At 72.7% G+C, this 18,184-nt stretch carries 14 protein-coding genes; 7 read left to right on the forward strand and 7 right to left on the reverse strand.

Annotated features, from left to right (window positions below):
* The first annotated feature begins 100 nt into the window (after positions 1–100).
* Both ACIBBB_RS24460 and ACIBBB_RS24465 read left to right on the forward strand, forming a co-directional pair.
* Positions 101–1,138: a hypothetical protein gene (locus tag ACIBBB_RS24460; protein WP_398985365.1), complete on the forward strand. Its 1,038-nt coding sequence runs from the start codon at positions 101–103 to the stop codon at positions 1,136–1,138.
* A gap of 166 nt (positions 1,139–1,304) precedes the next feature.
* Positions 1,305–2,009: a copper homeostasis protein CutC gene (locus ACIBBB_RS24465; protein WP_398985367.1), complete on the forward strand. Its 705-nt coding sequence runs from the start codon at positions 1,305–1,307 to the stop codon at positions 2,007–2,009.
* Between the two features lie 226 nt (positions 2,010–2,235).
* Here ACIBBB_RS24465 and ACIBBB_RS24470 read toward each other — a convergent pair whose 3' ends face one another.
* Together ACIBBB_RS24470 and ACIBBB_RS24475 are read right to left on the reverse strand one after the other, a co-directional pair.
* Complete coding sequence (locus ACIBBB_RS24470; protein ID WP_398985369.1) at positions 2,236–2,892, reverse strand: signal peptidase II; 657 nt, start codon at positions 2,890–2,892, stop codon at positions 2,236–2,238.
* A 14-nt stretch (positions 2,893–2,906) separates the two neighbouring features.
* Positions 2,907–4,931: a HelD family protein gene (locus ACIBBB_RS24475; protein WP_398985596.1), complete on the reverse strand. Its 2,025-nt coding sequence runs from the start codon at positions 4,929–4,931 to the stop codon at positions 2,907–2,909.
* A 549-nt stretch (positions 4,932–5,480) separates the two neighbouring features.
* Between ACIBBB_RS24475 and ACIBBB_RS24480 the strand changes: the two genes are divergently transcribed.
* Positions 5,481–5,690 carry a hypothetical protein gene (locus ACIBBB_RS24480; protein WP_398985371.1) on the forward strand — a complete coding sequence of 70 codons (210 nt, stop codon included), beginning with the start codon at positions 5,481–5,483 and terminating at the stop codon, positions 5,688–5,690.
* 66 nt (positions 5,691–5,756) lie between these two features.
* Positions 5,757–7,043, forward strand: coding sequence for a glycosyltransferase 87 family protein (locus ACIBBB_RS24485; RefSeq protein ID WP_398985373.1), 1,287 nt, complete (start codon positions 5,757–5,759; stop codon positions 7,041–7,043).
* Here ACIBBB_RS24485 and ACIBBB_RS24490 read toward each other — a convergent pair.
* Positions 7,001–8,644 carry a DNA repair helicase XPB gene (locus ACIBBB_RS24490; protein ID WP_398985375.1) on the reverse strand — a complete coding sequence of 548 codons (1,644 nt, stop codon included), beginning with the start codon at positions 8,642–8,644 and terminating at the stop codon, positions 7,001–7,003. The genes ACIBBB_RS24485 and ACIBBB_RS24490 overlap by 43 nt on opposite strands.
* 267 nt (positions 8,645–8,911) lie before the next feature.
* Here ACIBBB_RS24490 and ACIBBB_RS24495 point away from each other — a divergent pair, with 267 nt between their 5' ends.
* Positions 8,912–9,634 (forward strand): VanZ family protein, encoded by a 723-nt coding sequence (locus tag ACIBBB_RS24495; protein ID WP_398985377.1) that lies wholly within the window; start codon positions 8,912–8,914, stop codon positions 9,632–9,634.
* Between the two features lie 3 nt (positions 9,635–9,637).
* On the opposite strand, the gene ACIBBB_RS24500 is transcribed toward ACIBBB_RS24495, so the two are convergent.
* Positions 9,638–12,175 carry a helicase-associated domain-containing protein gene (locus ACIBBB_RS24500; RefSeq protein WP_398985378.1) on the reverse strand — a complete coding sequence of 846 codons (2,538 nt, stop codon included), beginning with the start codon at positions 12,173–12,175 and terminating at the stop codon, positions 9,638–9,640.
* Between the two features lie 426 nt (positions 12,176–12,601).
* Here ACIBBB_RS24500 and ACIBBB_RS24505 point away from each other — a divergent pair, with 426 nt between their 5' ends.
* Both ACIBBB_RS24505 and ACIBBB_RS24510 read left to right on the forward strand, forming a co-directional pair.
* Positions 12,602–13,507: a nitroreductase/quinone reductase family protein gene (locus ACIBBB_RS24505; RefSeq protein WP_398985380.1), complete on the forward strand. Its 906-nt coding sequence runs from the start codon at positions 12,602–12,604 to the stop codon at positions 13,505–13,507.
* A 79-nt stretch (positions 13,508–13,586) separates the two neighbouring features.
* Positions 13,587–14,642 carry a hypothetical protein gene (locus ACIBBB_RS24510; protein WP_398985382.1) on the forward strand — a complete coding sequence of 352 codons (1,056 nt, stop codon included), beginning with the start codon at positions 13,587–13,589 and terminating at the stop codon, positions 14,640–14,642.
* 463 nt (positions 14,643–15,105) lie between these two features.
* On the opposite strand, the gene ACIBBB_RS24515 is transcribed toward ACIBBB_RS24510, so the two are convergent.
* From ACIBBB_RS24515 to ACIBBB_RS24525, 3 genes are all read right to left on the reverse strand, one after another.
* Positions 15,106–15,942 (reverse strand): ABC transporter ATP-binding protein, encoded by an 837-nt coding sequence (locus ACIBBB_RS24515; RefSeq protein WP_398985384.1) that lies wholly within the window; start codon positions 15,940–15,942, stop codon positions 15,106–15,108.
* 8 nt (positions 15,943–15,950) lie between these two features.
* Positions 15,951–17,003, reverse strand: a complete 1,053-nt coding sequence (locus tag ACIBBB_RS24520; RefSeq protein WP_398985598.1) for a FecCD family ABC transporter permease — start codon at positions 17,001–17,003, stop codon at positions 15,951–15,953.
* A gap of 62 nt (positions 17,004–17,065) precedes the next feature.
* Positions 17,066–18,100, reverse strand: coding sequence for a FecCD family ABC transporter permease (locus tag ACIBBB_RS24525; protein WP_398985386.1), 1,035 nt, complete (start codon positions 18,098–18,100; stop codon positions 17,066–17,068).
* Positions 18,101–18,184 lie beyond the last annotated feature (84 nt).

Below are 18,184 nucleotides of genomic sequence, written 5' to 3' on the forward strand. Positions count from 1 at the left end.
GGGGGTACCTGTTCCCTGATCCGGGTATACCCCTCGCCCCTATCGGAAGCAAGGGTAGTTCCTCGCTTGACTTTATACCCCCTAGGGGTATCTTCGAACCATGAACATCAACGCGAACACCGGAGTCAGGATCACCGCGTACGCCACCGCGCTCGCCGCGACGTTCGGCGTCGCGTACGCGGTGGGGACGGGGACCGACCCCGTTGTCGCCGAGAAGCCGCCGCCCGCGAAGCACGAGAGGGAACACGCGGCGGGGGCGGGCTCGGAGACGGGCAAGGAGGCTGACGCCAAGGGTGGGGGTGAGGGTCATGGGGACGCTCACGGGGAGACCGGTAGCGAGGAGACCGGTACGGAGGGCGGGGGCGCGGCGAAGCCCGCCGCCGGCGGGCTCCAGATCTCGGACGGCGGTTACCGCCTCGCCCTCGGAAAAACCGCGATCGCGGCCGGGGCCCGTACGGAACTGACGTTCTCGATCAAGGACGGGCACGACCGCAATCTCACCTCGTACAAGCGCGAGCACGAGAAGGAGCTGCACTTCATCGTCGCCTCGCGCGATCTGACCGTCTTCCGTCATCTGCACCCGGCACGCGCGGCCGACGGCGTCTGGTCCATCCCCGTCGAGCTGCCCAAGGCGGGCGACTACCGGGTCTTCGCCGACTTCACGCCCGGCGGGGCGGGCGGTGCTGGTGGGGCTGAAGGGAAGGGCGAGGCTCACGGCGACGGTGGGCACGCGGCTGCCGCGACGAACCTCACACTCGGCGCGGACCTCGCCGTATCGGGGCCGTACAAGCCGTCGGATCTCCCGCCGGTCCGCGCCACCGCCGAGGTCGACGGCTATCAGGTCGCGCTCGACGGCGCGCTGACCCCCGGCAAGGCGAGCGACGTCGAGCTGACGGTCAGCAAGAACGGCGAGCCCGTCACCAACCTCCAGCCCTACCTGGGCGCGTACGGCCATCTCGTCGCCCTGCGCGCCGGAGACCTCGCCTATCTGCACGTCCATCCGGACGGCCGGTCGGGCGCGAAGGTGTCCTTCGGGGCGACCGCGCCGAGCGACGGCGCGTACCGGCTGTTCTTCGACTTCCGGCACGAGGGGAAAGTCCGGACCGCGGCGTTCACGGTACGGACCGGGAGTCACTGATGTGGTGTGCTGGGGGTTTGGTGATGCGCACGCGGTGTGCGGCACCGTAGGCTGGCTATTGGACTAGACCTGTAGCACCTGTAGCGGGTCGAGTGCCGACCGGTCGCCCCACGTCCGGTCCGGCTTGCCACCCCCACGACCAGCCTCCCGAACGGAATGGGTTCCCATGAGCAAGCGCGCAGTCCTGGAGGTGATCGCTCTCGACGCCGAGGACGCAGTCGCGGCCCAAGCCGGCGGGGCGGACCGCCTTGAGCTGGTCACCGACATGGCGGCGGACGGCCTCACCCCGGCGGTGGAGACCTTTGCCAAGATCCGTGCCTCCGTCGACATCCCGCTGCGCGTGATGCTCAGACTCCAGGACGGGTTCTCGGCGGGCTCGCCGGAAGAGGTGGACGCGCTGGTGGACGCGGTGGGCGCGCTGCGGATCGAGGGCGCGGACGAGTTCGTACTCGGCTTCCTCGACATCGCGGGCAACGCGGACCTCGTGACCGTGGAGCGGCTGGTCGCGGAGCTGGACCCCTGCCGCTGGACCTTCCACCGCGCGATCGACCGCGCGTCCGACCGCGACGCGCTGCGCAAGCAGCTCGCGGACCTGCCCGGCCTGGACACGTATCTGACGGCCGGTTCGCCCACCGGGGTCGACGCCGGCATCGCGGTCCTGCTGGCGGAGGCGGCGTCGGCTGTCGAAGGCGAACCGGGCTACGGCCCCGAACTCCTCGTCGGCGGCGGCCTCCGGCTCGACCACCTGCCGGAGCTCCGCGCGGGCGGCCTGAACGCGTTCCACATCGGGGGCGCCGCGCGGCCGAACGGCTGGGGCGCGCCGGTGAACGAGGCGACGGTACGGGAGTGGCGCGAGGCGATCGACGCGTAGTCGCGTGCGCGGGGCGCCGGGCCCGGGGCGGCGGGGCGAGGGTATCGGGCCCGTGGCGGCTGGGCCTCGACCGCCGGGGCGAACCGGTGCGTCGATCGCCGGACGAGGCCCGGCGGCGTGGCCCTTCCCAGCGCGTCGCGAAGCGCTGGCCGCCGGTGGCGGCGTGGCGGTGCCGGGCGGCGTCGCCTCGTGGTGCCCGGTGGGTGTGGTCCGGTCCCTCGGTCGGTCATTCCGCCGGTTCGGCGGTGGCGGTGGCCGGTTCGGCCGGCCGCGCGGGATCGACCGCCTCTATCCCCTTGAACGAGAGCACCACGATCGTCACCGCGCCCGCGAAGATCCCGATGTCGGCGACGTTGCCGACGAAGAAGCCCGAATAGTCGATGAAGTCCACCACGTGCCCCCGCCCGAAGCCGGGGTCGCGGAGGAGGCGGTCGCCGAAGTGGGACGTGGCGCCGCCGAGGAGCAGCCCGAGCGCGTATGTCCACGGGGTGGAGCGCACGCGCCACGCGTACCAGCCGATGGCCACCATGGCGACACCGGCGAACACCGTGAAGATCCAGGTCACGCCGGTGCCCATGGAGAAGGCGGCGCCCGGGTTGTAGACGAGAAGGAAGCGGAGGGCGTCGCCGATGACGGGGATCGTCTCCGAGTCCCCCAACGCGCTGACCGCCCACCACTTGGTGCCCTGGTCGACGAGCAGGAGCGCGAGGGCGACGGCGAGGGCCGACCAGAACAGCCGCCGGGTGGGCGGTGCCGTGTCGCCCGTGCCGCCGTCCGTATCGTCCGTGTCGGCAGCCGGTACGGGGGTGTCCCCCGTACCCGCCGCTCCCGGCGTATCCGTCGCAGCCACCGTCTCCGCCTCGGGCTCATCGTTCGAGTTCACCCGCACAGTGTCGCTTACCCGGCCGACCCCGCCCAGGGTGTGTCCAACTCGTCCGGCAACGGGGAGCCGTGGACCACGATCAGGCCCGACACCGCTCGTGTCAGCGCCACGTACAGACGGCGCAGGCCCGTGCGGTCGTCGGGCTCGCCCGCGACCACCGCCGATGGCTCGTCCAGGACCACGTAGTCGTACTCAAGCCCCTTCGCCAGCGACGCCGGGACCAGAGTGAGGCGGGAGGCCGCCGTCGTCTCCTCGCCCGGGGCCAGATACGGCAGGTCCGCCGCCGACAGCGCGGCGGCCAGCGCCGGGATACGGGCGTCCGCCGCGATCAGCCCGATCGAGCCCTCGTGGCGCAACGACTCCACGCAGGCCGCGACGACCGCCGCGTTCAACGCGTCCGTGTTCAGGGCGCTTGCCTCCACCGCTCGTACCTCCAGCGAGCCCGGCGACTCACGGACCGACGCCACCTCCGTCAGCCCCGGCGAGATCGCGGGCAGCAGGCGTGACGCGTAGGCGATCACCTCGCGCGGTACGCGGAAACCGGCCGTCAGCTCCTCGACCACCGCGTCCGGCTTGCCCAGATGCGTCAGCGCCTCCGCCCAACTCGCCGTCGCCCAGGGCGTGGTGCCCTGCGCGAGGTCCCCGAGCACCGTCGCCGAACCGGTCGAGCAGCGCCGGCCCACCGCCCGGTACTGCATCGGTGACAGGTCCTGCGCCTCGTCCAGTACGACATGGCCGAGCGAGTGCGTACGGGACACCAGGTCGTTCGTCTCGTCGATCAGCACCGCGTCCGCCGACGACCACTTCGCCGTCTTCAGGCTGCGCGGCGGCTTCTCCCACAACAGCGCCTTCTGCTCCTCGGCGGTCAACAGCCCCTCCGCGTGCTCGGCGAGGAAGCCCGCGTCCGAGAGCAGCCGCAGCACCAGCTTCGCCGGGTCGACGGCGGGCCACACCGCCTTGACGGCGGCCTTCACGGCGGGGTTACGGGCGACCGCGTCCTGCACGCGGTCGTCGGGCGCCTCGCCGGATCTCTCCATCTGGACGAGCACGGCGTGCGCGATGCGCTGGGGGAGGGCGTCGTGCGCGGCGCCGTATCGGATGTCGCGGTCCAGCAACTCCCGTACCAGCTCTTCGAGTTCGTACGCCGGAACCCGCCAGCGCCGGGAGCCGCGCACCACCATGACCGGCTCGGTCGGCAGCGTGACGTGCGAGCGGACCGCCCGGCGCAGCACCTGCGCCATGCGGGCGTCGCCCTTGACGACGGCCGTGGCCGCGCTGTCGACGCCCCGTACCCGCACCTGGCCGGGCGCCGACGCGACCAGCTCGTCGACGGTCGCCTGCTTGACCTCCAACTCGCCCAGCGCGGGCAGTACTTGCTCGATGTAGTGGAGGAAGGAGGCGTTCGGTCCGATGACGAGCGTGCCCGTACGGGCCAGCCGGTCGCGGTGCGCGTACAGCAGATACGCCACGCGGTGCAGGCCGACGGCCGTCTTTCCAGTGCCGGGGCCACCCTGCACACAGACGGAGCCGCCGAGCCCGGACCGGACGATCTCGTCCTGCTCGGGCTGGATCGTCGCGACGATGTCCCGCATGGGGCCGACGCGCGGGCGCTCGATCTCGGCCTGGAGCAGTTTGCTGGACCGGGCCGTCTCGGTCGGGTCGGAGAGGTGTTCGTCCTCGTACGCGGTCAGCTCGCCGGCCGTGTAACCGAAGCGGCGGCGCAGGCCGACGTCCAGCGGGTTCTTCTTGGAGGCCTGGTAGAAGGGCTGCGAGACGGGCGCCCGCCAGTCGATGACCATCGGGTCGCCGTCGGCGTCGTGGACGTGCCGCCGGCCGATGTAGAAGCGCTCGCCCTCGGCGCCCTCGGCCTCGTCGGCGCCGACCGCCTGCAGATAGTCGAGGCGGCCGAAGAAGAGCGGGGTGTGGGAGAGGTCGGCGAGCGCCTTGATGCGGTCCTCGATCTGCGATTCGAGGACGGCGGCGTTGACCCAGTTCGCCGTCACGTCGCGGATGTCGAGGGCCTGGACGTCCTCGCGCATGGAGCGGAGGGCGGCGCGGGAGGCGCCGAGGTGGGCGCGTTCGCGGGCGAGGAGGGGATCGGCCGTGGTGTCCGTGCCGGTTTCGGTGCTGCGGTCTGTGCCGGTGGCGGTGCCGGTGCCGGTGCCGGAGTCTGTGGCGATGTCTGTGCCGGGGATTGACTGGGTCGGTGCGGGGTCGTGCGCGGACACGGTGGTGCCTCCGGAATGTACGCAGGCCGACGGGCCGCGACCCGGTGGGGCGGGGTGGCGGTGAGCGTCGGCGGTGGATCACGTCAGGGCAGCCGTCCGGTTTCCGACCGGACAGCGGCGCTCCTCGGAGGGAGGCGGGAGAAGAGGGAGAGTCTAGTCATCGGGCGACGGCGGGGCGAACGGGTTTTGACGCGCGGCCGTCGGCCCGGCGGCCGTCGCCGTACTTCCCTGGTGGACGTCAGGGGGTGGGGGGTGTAGTCCCCGTAGGGGATGCCGTATCTCTGGAGGCGTACGGAGGGGCGTTTTCGTTTCCCTCCGCAGAGCGATGTGTTTCGGTCGGCGGAGAAGCACCATTGACGTATGAGTACAGCGACCTTCAACCACATCCAGCCCGTGCACGTCGGCCCCCCGCACAGCGGGGCGACGGCGCTCGGTTCCGCCCCTCACTCCGGCTCGCACGCCCCGCACCCGGTCGGCAACGCGCTGCGTGCGGTCAAGGTGTTCGTGACAGCCGCGTTCAGCGTGGCCGTGCTCGGTGAGTACGGGGAGGAGGCGGGCATATTGCGCTGACGGGCCCCTGTTCTTCGATACCGCCGTCAACGTCTTTCCGGGGGCTGATCGGCTAGTGTCGCGGCCGTGACGTACCCGACCGTGACTGTCCGGTCACTTCTCGCAGTTGGCGCACTCGCCGTGTCGCTGACCGCGCTTGCTTCACTTGCCGTGTTCTGCCCGGCCCAGTTCGACCGGTTCGCCGAGCCCATCCCTGTCGTCGACCGCTTCGTGGTCACCGAGTGGCGCCCGCCCGCCACCTCTCCGCCGTTCGCCTCCATCCTGTTCGTCCCGGTCACCTGGCTGCCTGCCGCCACGCTCAACGCCGTTGTCGTCGTGGCCAACGTGCTGCTTCTCGCTTTCCTCGTCCGGCTGTCCTGGCGGTTCGCCGGGCGGCTCCACCACGCCTCGGCCCCTGTCACCCCCGTCCCCTCGCCCGTTCCCGCGGTCGCACTGGCTCCCGTCCTGCTGGGCATCCCCGTGCTCGTCGCCCTCGGGCTGTGGCTCGAACCCGTCCTGCGGACCCTCCTCTTCGGAGAGATCAGCCTCGCGCTGACCTGCCTCGTCCTCTGGGACCTGACCAGGCCCGATCATGCCCTCGGCAAGGGCTTCGTCCTCGGGATCGCGGCGGGCGTCGAGCTGACCCCGGCTCTCTTCATCGCCTATCTGCTGCTCACGGGCCGGGCCGAGTCCGTACGCGCGGGGCTGACCGCCCTCGCGTCGCTCATCGGCACGATGCTGCTCGGCGCGCTCGTACTCCCAGGGGCCAGCCTCGACTTCTGGACGCTGCGGGTGTTCGAGACCGGCCGCCTGGGCGAGGGATGGGCGGCGGACAACCAGTCGCTGCAAGGGCTGTTCGCCCGCGCCCTGCACACCACCGAGCCGGGCGTCGGCTGGGCGGTCGCCTGCGTCGTCACCACGTTCGCCGGTCTGTGGCTGGCGCGCAGAGCCGTCGGACGGGCGGGGCTCGACACGTGGGGCGTGCTCGTCACCGCGCTGACGGCGCTGCTCGTCTCGCCCGTCAGCTGGTCCCACCACTGGGTGTGGTGCGTCCCGCTGCTGGCGGTCCTGCTCGCGGAAGGCCGCCTGCGTACGGCGTCGGCGGTCGCGCTGGTCTTCGCGGCGCGGACCTTCCGGCTCGTACCGCACGAGGGCGGGGCGGAGCTTCAACTGGCCTGGTGGCAGCAGGTGTTGGCGTCGCCGTACGCGCTGCTGGCGCTCGCGCTCCTCGCGTACGCGGGGTGGCGCTGCCGCCGTGCGGCCGGCCAGGGGCCGCCGCCCGGGAGCGTGCCGCGGCTCCGGCCCGCCGGCTCCCTCCGGCCCGCGGCGACTCAGCTGCCGGCCAGCAACTCGTCGGCGTCCACGATGCGGTAGGCGTACCCCTGCTCCGCGAGGAAGCGCTGGCGGTGCGCCGCGAAGTCCTGGTCGATCGTGTCGCGGGCGACCACCGAGTAGAACCGCGCCTCGTGGCCGTCCGCCTTCGGACGGAGCACCCGGCCCAGCCGCTGGGCCTCCTCCTGACGTGAGCCGAACGTGCCCGACACCTGGATCGCGACCGTCGCCTCCGGCAGATCGATGGAGAAGTTCGCGACCTTCGACACGACGAGCACCGAGAGCTCGCCCTGCCGGAACGCCTCGAACAGCTTCTCCCGCTGCGAGTTGCTCGTCTCGCCCTTGATCACCGGGGCATCCAGATGCTCGCCCAGCTCGTCCAGCTGGTCGATGTACTGGCCGATGACCAGCGTCTGCTCGCCCTTGTGCTTGCGGACCAGCGCCTCGGTCACCTTGCGCTTCGTCGCCGTCGTCGCGCAGAAGCGGTACTTCTCCTCCTGCTCGGCCGTCGCGTACGCCAGGCGCTCGCTGTCGGTGAGGTTGACGCGTACCTCGACGCAGTCGGCGGGCGCGATGTAGCCCTGCGCCTCGATCTCCTTCCACGGCGCGTCGAAGCGCTTCGGCCCGATGAGCGAGAAGACGTCCGACTCGCGGCCGTCCTCCCGTACGAGCGTCGCCGTCAGCCCCAGCCGGCGCCGCGCCTGGAGGTCGGCCGTGAACTTGAAGACCGGCGCGGGCAGCAGATGCACCTCGTCGTAGATGATCAGGCCCCAGTCGCGCGAGTCGAACAGCTCCAGGTGCGGGTAGACGCCCTTACGGCGGACCGTGAGCACCTGGTACGTCGCGATCGTGACCGGGCGGATCTCCTTGCGCGTACCGCTGTACTCGCCGATCTCCTCCTCGGTCAGCGACGTCCGCCTGATCAGCTCGTGCTTCCACTGCCGGGCGGAGACGGTGTTCGTGACGAGGATCAGCGTCGTCGCCTGCGCCTGCGCCATCGCACCCGCGCCGACGAGCGTCTTGCCCGCGCCGCACGGCAGCACGACGACCCCGGACCCGCCGTGCCAGAAGCCCTCGACGGCCTGCTTCTGATACGGGCGCAGCGACCACTCCCGCTCGTCCAGCTCGATGGCGTGGGCCTCGCCGTCCACGTATCCGGCCAGGTCCTCGGCCGGCCAGCCCAGCTTCAGCAGCGTCTGCTTGATCTGCCCGCGCTCGGAGGGGTGCACGACGACGGTGTCCGGATCGATCCGCGTCCCGACCAGCGGCTGGACCTTCTTCGACCGCAGGATCTCCTCCAGCACCGGACGGTCGGTGCTGGTCAGCACGAGCCCGTGGGTGGGGTGCTTGGAGAGCGTGAGCCGCCCGTACCTGGCCATGGTCTCGGCGACGTCCACGAGCAGCGCGTGCGGCACGGGGTAGCGCGAGTACGCCACCAGCGCGTCGATGACCTGCTCGGCGTCGTGCCCGGCGGCACGGGCGTTCCACAGCCCGAGCGGGGTCAGCCGGTACGTATGGATGTGCTCGGGCGCACGCTCCAGCTCGGCGAAGGGCGCGATGGCACGACGGCAGGCATCGGCCTGGTCGTGGTCCACCTCCAGCAGCAACGTCTTGTCGCTCTGGACGATGAGAGGTCCATTCACAACTGCGCCCTTTCGTCCTTCGTACGGCCACGACACGCGACCAAACGTCCAGTGTCGCGCATCGCCGCGGCTTTCGGCACGCACCCGGACGGGCCGGCCCCTGCTCGCCCCGCCGAGGCCCGCCGGATCACCGGGCGGACCTCGGTGCGTAGGTGCGCACGGTGGGGGCAAGTGGGGGCTATGGCCGCTGAGAGTGAACGGACCGGGCAGCGGGCGAGTGCCCGCCCGGGGGATGGATCGACCTGGCGTACGTCGTGGGGTGGGGCCGTGTTGCGGGTGGTGGTGCTTGTCGTCGCGCTCGTGCTGCTCGTCGGGTTCGCCGCCGTACTCGCGGAGTTGACGCTCACACCGTCGCCCGCCTCGTCGGAGATCGCCGGGGCCAATCTGCGGCCGGGGCATTCGCTGCGGCAGTACGCCGAGGACTACACGTTCCTCGCCGCGTGCAAGCAGGTCGGCGGGAACGTGCTCATGGGCGCGCCGTTCGGGCTGTTGTTGCCGGTGCTGGTGCCTCGTAGGTTCCGGATGTTGCGGGTCGTGGCGCTGACCCTGGTCGTGATGACCGTGGTCGAGCTGGCGCAGGGCGCGATCGTCGAGGGGCGGGCCTTCGACGTGGACGACGTGATCATGAATACGACCGGTGCGTTCCTCGCGTACCTGCTGCTGGGGCGCCGGTTGAGTCACCGCTTCCACACCCTTGGGTTCCGTTCCGTGGAGGCGCGGGCCGAGCGGACGGCGGAGAAGAAGGCCCGGCGTGCGGGTGTGGCCGCCCCGGCCCCGGGGCGCGTGCCGTGGACCGAGCGCGTGCGGGCCCTGGTGAAGCCCGACAAGAAGGCGGTCGCCAAGAACCCGCCCGCCAAGAACCCGCCCGCCAAGAAGCCGGCCTCCAGGAAAACCGCCGCGAAGAAGTCCGCCGCCAAGCAGGCGGCCCGTCCGAAGAAGAAGGCCGTCGGGCCGAAGGCGACGCTCCCGGGGCGGCGGCCCCGGAAGTAGGCGTCACGCCGGGTCGTCCGCCAGTTCCGCGACTCCCGTGATGCGGTGCAGCGGGTACGTACGGACCTCGTCCGCCGTGTGGTCGTACGCCGTGACGAAGCCGCCCTCGACCCGTACCGGTGCGATCACGCGCTGGCTCGCCGTGCCCTCCGCGTTGACGTAGCCGATCCAGAGCGCCGAGCCCGTCAGCGCCGCGGCCTGGACCGTCGCCAGGGTCTCGGCCGAGGTCGTGCGGGGCAGGTCGCCGACGGCCGGGGCCGTCGCCGCCGGTTCGGGGAGCGTCTTGCGTACGGCTGTCGACGCCTGGTCGCCGGCCCGGATCGCCCGTACCGCCGCGCCGAGCAGTGTCGGCGCGGGCACCGGCGGGCCGTCGGGGACGGGGGCCGGGGGCGTACGCGGCGGCGTGCGGTGCGCGTGGGCGCGGGTGATCAGGACGTCGCCCTCGGCGGACTCGGCCGCCGGAGCCAGGCCCATCGTGCGCAGCCCGTCCAGCAGCGTCGTGGGGTCGGCCTGGGCCGCGAGGACGGTGGGTGCGAGGCGTCGCAGCCGCAGGCCGTGGGAGCGCCGGTCGGCCAGGATCTCGTCCAGGACGGCCTCGTCGTCGCAGCGCACGTACGCCGACGCGGCGCCGATCCGCAGATGCCCGTGCCGACGCGCCATGTCGTCGATGAGATAGCTGAGCGGCTGCGGCACCGGCGTACGGCTGTGGGCGGCGAGGAACGCGTGCAGGTCGGACGCGGACTGCCCGGCGTCGAGCGCGCGCCGTACGGACGCGGGTGTGAAGCGGTAGACGGTCGCTCCGCCCCGCGACTCGACGTCGGCGAGCACGGACAGCGTCTCGGCGAGCGGACGCAGCAGCGGCCCGGGGGCGACGGCCGTGAGGTCGGCCTGGAGGAGTACGTGGTCGAGAGGTTCGGGGAGGTGCGGCGCCAGCACGCGGGCGGCGTGCAGGCCGGTGGCCGACAACTCCCCGGGGGTGGCGCTCGTACGGGAGGCGGGCTTCGGGAACGACCCCATCGCCCCACCGTCCGGTGCGATCAGCGCCCGCCCGTGCGAGGACAGCGCGCCGCGCCCGGTCACGCCGAGCAGCTCCGCCTCGTTCAGCGTCCACGCGGCGATGCGCGCCCGCAGGTCCTCCGGCCGGCCCGCCACCGCGCCGCGCAGCGGGCGCTCCCAGCGCAGCCGGGCGAGCACGCTCTCCGGGTCGGGCGCGATGCCCTCCGGGAGGCTCGCGAGCAGGTCCAGTACATGGCGCCGTACCTCCGGCGCGGCGCCCCGGTCCAGGTCGGGACCGAGCGCGGCGAGCGTACGGCCCTTGCTGTCCTGCCCGCCGACGAAGCCGGATGTTCGGGTGGCGCCCAGCCAGGCGGTGGCCAGCCGCGCCCAGCGTTCGGCCGGGGGCAGGTCGGGCCACTGGTCGTACGCGGGCGTCGGCGCGTACCGCTCGTCCGCCTCGCCGTCCGCCGCCAACAGCCCTGCCGCGTAGGCGAGTTCGACCCAGAAGGCGGCCACGGGCTCGGTGACGTCCAGGGCCGCGGCGGTGCGTTTGAGGTCGCGTACGGAGAGGCCGCCCGCGCGCAGGACGTTCGGGCCGCCCTCGTTCCACTCCTTGGCCAGCTCCTCGACCGTCGCGAGCGCGGTGTACGCCTGCGCCGCCGCCGCGCTGTCCACAACCTGTGGACGGCTGACCGCCGACGGGGCCGCCGTCGACGTCGAGGGGTGCGGCAGGATCTCCGGCGGCTCCGGCTCGGTGTGCCGGTGCGCGCGCCCGCCGCGCAGATGCAGCGCGGCCTCGCGCGGCAGCACGACGGTCCGCGTGGAGGTCGGGAGCAGCAGCCCGTGGTCGCGCAGCCACTGCACGGGCGGCGCGGGCTTCGAGGTGATCTCGCCGTACGGAGGCCCCCACACCAGCCGGTCGAGGACGCTCAGCGCGTCGGGCGGGGCGGTGTCGAGCAGCGCCGCCATACGCGTGCGGTCGGTGAAGAGCGCGGCCAGCGCGGTGACCGCCGAGACCGGGTCGTGCGTGGAGGGCAGCCCGGCGGTGGTGATGATCTCCTGGATCCGGCCCGGCGACATCCCCGCCGTGGCTTCGGCGACGGTCGGGCCGAGGCCGGTCGGGGAGGGGTGGTTGGGGGACGGCGCCAGGATCTCGCGGGCCGTGCGGACCAGCCGCAGCCGGTCGTCGGCGCCCCAGATCAGTGCCTGCTCGCGCAGCGAAGCGACGGCGTGCGGCAGGGCGGCCTCGACGCGCGGGTCGCCCTCGTCGCCGGTCATGAGCGCGCGGACTGCCTCGTACGGCGCGGGGTCGGTCGAGGCCGCCAGCGCCTCGGCGGTCTGGAGCGTGAAGCGGTCGAGCCGCTCCAGCGCCCGCATGACGGAGGCGCGGGTGCCGGCGCGGGTGGCGAGCTGGCCGAGGTCGTTGGGTACGGGGCTCAGCAGGTCGGGACGCGCGCGCAGGAGGGCGGCCAGCGCGTCGTCGTCGCGGGTGCGCAGGGCCTCCGCGAGCGTACGCGGGGGCGTTCCGCCGGATCGTTCGGACACGTGCGCCTCCAGGGGCGGCTAGCTGATTCTCATCCGCCCCACGTTAGCCCCTGAGGGGCGGATGGCCGGAGTGCCGGGCGCCGGGCGGGCCGGTGGTGGCGGCTCCGGTTTGTTGACAGGTGCCGGGAGGTTGCCTGTAATGGACGCGGTGCCGCGTGGCGCCGGCCGAAGAGCAGTGGGCGGGCCGGTGACCGGGCGAGCACCCTTCTTTCAAGGGATCCGCCATGAGTACGTACTCCGCGACCCGTACCTGATCCGACCGACGTGACGTAGCGAGCGAGCGAAAGCACTCGCGCCGCCGCACGCCGCCGCATCACTCTCACGCTTTCTCATCCTTCGCAGCCGGTTCCGGCGTGCGCGGCACCCTCGTGCGTGCCGTGGCCCGTGTCCGAGGGCCGCCCTCATCTTCTGGAGACCCAGAAACGTATGCCCACGTCGTTCAACGATTCCGTCACCGAGGAATTCCGTACCAACGAGGGGAAGGTCGGCGGCCCCTTCGAGGGCGCGGACCTGCTCCTGCTGACCACCACCGGCGCGAAGTCGGGGGCCCACAGGACCACCCCGCTCGGCTATGTCCGCCACGGCGACTCGCTCCTGGTCGTCGCGTCCAACCTCGGCGCGCCCGCGCACCCCGACTGGTACCGCAACCTGCTCGCCCACCCCGCGGTGCGCGTGGAGATCGGCACCCGCGCGTTCGAGGCACTCGCCGTCCCGGCCGAAGGGGCCAGGCGCGACGAGCTGTTCGCGCACGTCGTACGGGAGGCTCCCGGGTACGGCGACTACCAGGCCGCGACCGACCGGACCCTGCCGGTCGTGGTGCTGGAGCCGGCGGTGCCGGCGGCCGGGGAGGTGCCTCGCGAGGTCAGGACCCTCGCGGACAAGATCCTGGAGGTACACGACCATCTGCGCGCCCAGCTGAGGCTGGTGACGGCGGACGTCCAGGCGCACTTCGTGGCGCTCGCCGCGCACGAGGGGCCCGGCGAGCCGCCGGCGCCGAGTCTCGGGCTCCAGATCAGGCAGCGCTGCCTGGCGTTCTGCCAGGCCCTGGAGTTCCACCACACCAGCGAGGACGGGCACCTGTTTCCCGGGATCGCCCAGTACCACCCGCACTTGACGGACGTCTTCGACCGGCTGAGCGCCGAGCACCGTACGGTCGCGCGGATCCAGGACGCGCTGGTGGCGCTGCTGGCGGATCTCGGGTCGGCCGAACCTCCGCTGTTCCGAGCGGAGTTGGCGGAGATGACAACGGAGCTGAACGCGCACCTGGATTACGAGGAGGAGGTGATCCTGCCCCTCGTGGCGGAGGTGCCGTGGCCGCCGGCCCGGCCCTGACCGCCCTTGTCGTACTGGACGTACGGGTACGAGCGCGACACCATCGGCCGCAGGTACGCGTGCATGTGCGGAGGGCAGTGTGGGGATCGAGAGCGACCAGCTCGTCTACGACTATCTGAGCCGGGTCGGAGACGTGGCCCAGCAACGGCAGTTGCCCTCCGGCGAACGGATGAGACTGGTCTCCGAGCTGCGCGGCGAGATCGAGAAGCAGCGCGGGAGGTTCGGCGGTGACAGCCCCGCCGCCGTCCGCCGCATCCTGGGGCGGCTCGGCACGCCGGACCAGGTGGTCGGGGCGGCGGCGGGGGAGCCGGACCTCGGCCCCCGGCCGCCGGCGCCCGAGGCACGGCCCGAGCCGCCGAGCCTGCCGAAGCAGCGCGGCAGGCGCGGGCTGGGGCTCGGGCTCGGCGGCTCCCGGAAGGAGCGGGGGGACGGGCCGTCGCTGCCGAAGCAGAGGCGGCGGTCCGTACCCGAGGTCCCCGAACCGGTCGCGTCCCCGCCGCACTTGGCCCCCACGCACGAACTCGGCCCGTCCGGCAGCGAACCGGACTGGTGGCGTGTCGACCCGGGCCCGATGGGGGCGACCGGTGTCTCCGGGTTCGTCGGCGGCGTCGAGATCCCCGAGATACTGAAGCCACCGCCGACGCCCGAGGAACTCGCCGAGAAGAAGGAGGCGGCGGCCGAGGCCGACGCGGAGGAGGTGGCGGAGCCGCCCGAACGCCGCGGCCTGCTGCCACGGCTCCGGCGCCGCGCCGCGAAGCCGCCGCCCCCCGCCGAGACCGACGCCGAGACCCGCGCCGGATTCCGGCTCACCAACCCGTTCCTGCTGCTGGCCGCCGCGCTGCTCGTCGTGGGAGCGGTCGTCCCCTCCTGGCTGGTGCTCGCGCTCGGCTGGGCCCTGGCGTACACCTCCCGCCGCCTGTCCCCCACGGAGGCGAAACTGGCGGTCTTCGGGCTGCCGATCGCGTCGGCGGTCGCGGGCGGGGTCTGGATCTGGGGCCGTATGACGGAACGCTGGGGCGAGTCGGTCCCGGAGGGCGCGACGGGAGACGCGATCTCGGCGACCTGGCCCACGGTGGTCCAGGCGGCCGCGATCAGCTCGGCCCTCTTCCTGGTGTGGCGCTCCCGCCGGGTCTGACGGCAGGGGGCGCGGTGCGCGCTGATGCGGTAGGGGACGGGCCCACGCGCGGGCTCGGTGGGCACGCTTGTCGCGTGGTCCGGCGGTGGCCGACTGACTCGGGGCTCTTCGGGCCCGGGGTCGGGTGTCCTTGCGATGACCGGCGTCATGCCGCCTTCGGCGACTCGCCGGTAGCCGTCGACGCGGCTCGGGGGGCGTGCCTCGTGGGTCTTGCCGGGCGGGTGCGCCCCGGTGGGCACGCTTGCCGCGTGATCCGCAGTGGCGAACTTCCCCGGGGCCCTTCGGGCACCGGGGTGTCCCCGCGATCGCGCGCACCAACGTGCCGTCCGTCGCTGCCGACCGACGGTCCCGCCTGCTTGCCGCGTTGTCGCCGTCGCCGCCCCGGCGGGCGCTCCCCGACCCGGCCCGTCCCGCGGATCGTGAGGTCGGTCGGCCCGCCCTCGGCGACGCCGCCCGCCAGGCCCTACGCCGCGTCCGCCCCGTCCCGCGGGCGGTACGGGGCGCCCGGGACCACCAGGGGGGAGCCCGTCACCGGGTCCGGGACCACCACCGATTCGAGGCCGAAGACCTCGCGGACCAGGTCCGCCGTGACCACCTCGGACGGTGGGCCCTCCGCGACGATGCGGCCCTCCTTCATGGCCACCAGGTGGTCCGCGTACCGGGCCGCCTGGTTGAGGTCGTGGAGCACTATCACCACCGTGCGGCCCTGGTCGTGGTTGAGGCGACGGACCAGGTCCAGGACCTCCACCTGGTGGGCTATGTCCAGGAACGTCGTCGGTTCGTCCAGCAGGAGCAGGTCCGTCTCCTGTGCCAGCGCCATCGCGATCCACACGCGCTGCCGCTGACCGCCCGACAGCTCGTCGACCGGCCTCTCGGCCAGGTCCGTCACGTCCGTGCGCGCCATCGCGTCCGTGACGGCCCGCTCGTCCTCCTCCGACCACTGCTGCCACCAGCGCTGGTGCGGCTGGCGTCCGCGCGAGACCAGGTCGGCGACCGTGATCGCCTCCGGTGCGGACGGCGACTGCGGCAGCAGGCCGATCGACCGCGCGATCTTCCGGGTCGGGATGCTCGCCAGCTCCGCGCCGTCCAGCAGCACCGACCCGCTCTTCGGCTTCAGCAGCCGCCCGAGCGCGCGCAGCGTGGTCGACTTGCCGCAGGCGTTGGGGCCGACGATCACGGTCACCCGCCCGTCGGGGACGGCCAGTTCGAGCTCGTGGACGACCGTGCGGTCGTCGTAGGCGAGCGTCAGCTCGTGCGCCGAGAGCCTGCTCGAACCGCCAATGCCGCTCATGCCGCTCATGCCCATGCTCATTTCCCCGCTCCCGCGCTACGGCTGCTGATGATCAGCCAGATCAGATACGGCGCGCCGACCGCCGCCGTGAGCACCCCCACGGGCAGCTCGGTGGGCGCGAACAGCTTGCGCGCGAAGAGGTCGGCGAGTACGACGATCACCGCGCCGAGCAGCGCGGAACAGAGCAGCGGAATCTGCGCCGTACGCGTCATCCGCCGTGCGATCTGCGGCGCGAGCAGCGCCACGAAGTCCACCGGCCCGGCGGTGCCGGTCGCCACGGAGGCCAGCACCACGCCGAGCAGGACGAGTCCGAGGCGTACGTGCCCGAGGCGTACGCCGAGAGCCGTCGCGGTGGAGTCGTCCATCGAGACCGTGCGCTGGGCGTACGCCGCCCATGCCACCGCGGGCAGCAGGATCAGCAGCACCCAGCCGAGAGGCGCCGCCTCGTCCCAGCCCCGGCCGTTGAGCGAACCGGTCATCCACACCTGGGCCTGCTGGGCGACGAGATAATCGCCCTTCGTCATGAACAGGGTGGTGAGCGAGCGCAGCGCGATCGCGATGCCGATGCCGATGAGGACGAAGCGAGTGGCGTGCAGCCCGCCGCGCCAGGCGAAGACGTACACGAGCACGGCGGCCAGCATCCCGCCCATGACCGAGAGGTACGGCAGCACGGTGAACGATGTGACGCCGTACGTCATCGCGAAGACCGTCAGCACGCTCGCGCCCTGCGTGACACCGATGATGTCCGGGCTGGCGAGCGGGTTGCGGGCGACGGTCTGGATCAGCGCGCCCGAGACTCCGAAGGCCGCCCCGACGAGGAGACCGACCACCATGCGCGGCAGCCGAAGTGTGCCGACGACCAGTTCGTCCGGCGACGGCTGTCCGAGGATCACCTTCAGGACCTCGGCGGGGGCGACGAAGCTCTCCCCGGCGCTGAGGTAGGCGACACAGCTGAGGCAGAGCAGCAGCACCAGGACGACGGCGACGGCCGCCGCGCGCCGGTGCAGGAGGAACGACACGCGCCGGGCGCCGAGCCGGGTGCGTACGAGGGAGTATCCGGCGGGCCGCACCCCGGCGTGCGCCCCGACGGCCTTCCGGTCGGCAGCCGTCGTACTCGGCGTACTCGTCGTACTCACGCCGGTACCGCCTTCCTGCGTACGAGAGCGACCAGGAACGGCACACCCAGCAGCGCCGTCATCACGCCCGCGGGTACCTCGCCCGGCGGGAACAGGATCCGGCCGACCACGTCCGCGACGAGCAGCATCACCGGCCCGACGAGCGCGGCCATCGGCATCAGCCAGCGGTGGTCGTTGCCGACGATCGCGCGCGCGATGTGCGGGACGGCGAGGCCGATGAACGCGATCGGGCCGGCCGCGGCGACACCGACCCCGACGAGTACGGTCGCGCCGACGCCGCCCACGAGGCGTACGGCTCCGACGTTCTGGCCGAGCCCCTTCGCGACGTCCTCGCCGAGGGCGAGCGCGTCGAGTCCGCGTGCGACGGACACCACCAGCACCGTGCCGACGACGAGGAACGGCCAGACCTGGCCGACCAGTTCGGCGTCCCGGCCCGCGACCGAGCCCACCTGCCAGAAGCGGAACTCGTCGAGGGCCGCGGCCCGTGTCGTCAGGATGCCCATCGTGACCGAGACCAGGAGCGCGTTGATCGCAGCGCCACCGAGGGCGAGTTTGACCGGGGTCGCGCCCCCTCTGCCCCGCGTGGCGATCGCGTACACCGCCACCGAGGCGATGGCGGCGCCCGCGAACGCGAACCACACGTAACCGGTGAGCGTGTGCACCCCGGCGAACGCGATGGCCATGACGACACCGACCGCCGCGCCCTGGCTGATGCCGAGGATGCCGGGGTCGGCGATGGGATTACGGGTGATGCCCTGGAGGACCGTACCGGCCAGCGCGAGCGCGGCGCCGACCATCAGGCCGATGACGGTACGGGGGACCCGCAACTGCCGCACGACCTCGGCGTCGTCGCTGTGACCCCCGTTGAGCAGTGCGTCGAGGACGGCGCTCGGCGCGACGGCGCGCGCCCCGACCGCGAGGCTGAGCAGGATCGCGAGCAGCAGGGCCGCGGCCGCGGCGGCCGTCCAGCCGATGCGGCGGGCGACCAGAACGCGTCTGGTGCGGTGGGTCGACGGGGCGGCGGCTGGCATCGGGACCAATCGGGTACGGGGCGCTGATCGGGCTGATCTGGCTGATCGGGCTGAGATCCGGGACGGGGCATGGCGGCGAGGCTT

It is taken from the genome of Streptomyces sp. NPDC051217 (genome assembly GCF_044455465.1).
Classification (GTDB): Bacteria; Actinomycetota; Actinomycetes; order Streptomycetales; family Streptomycetaceae; genus Streptomyces.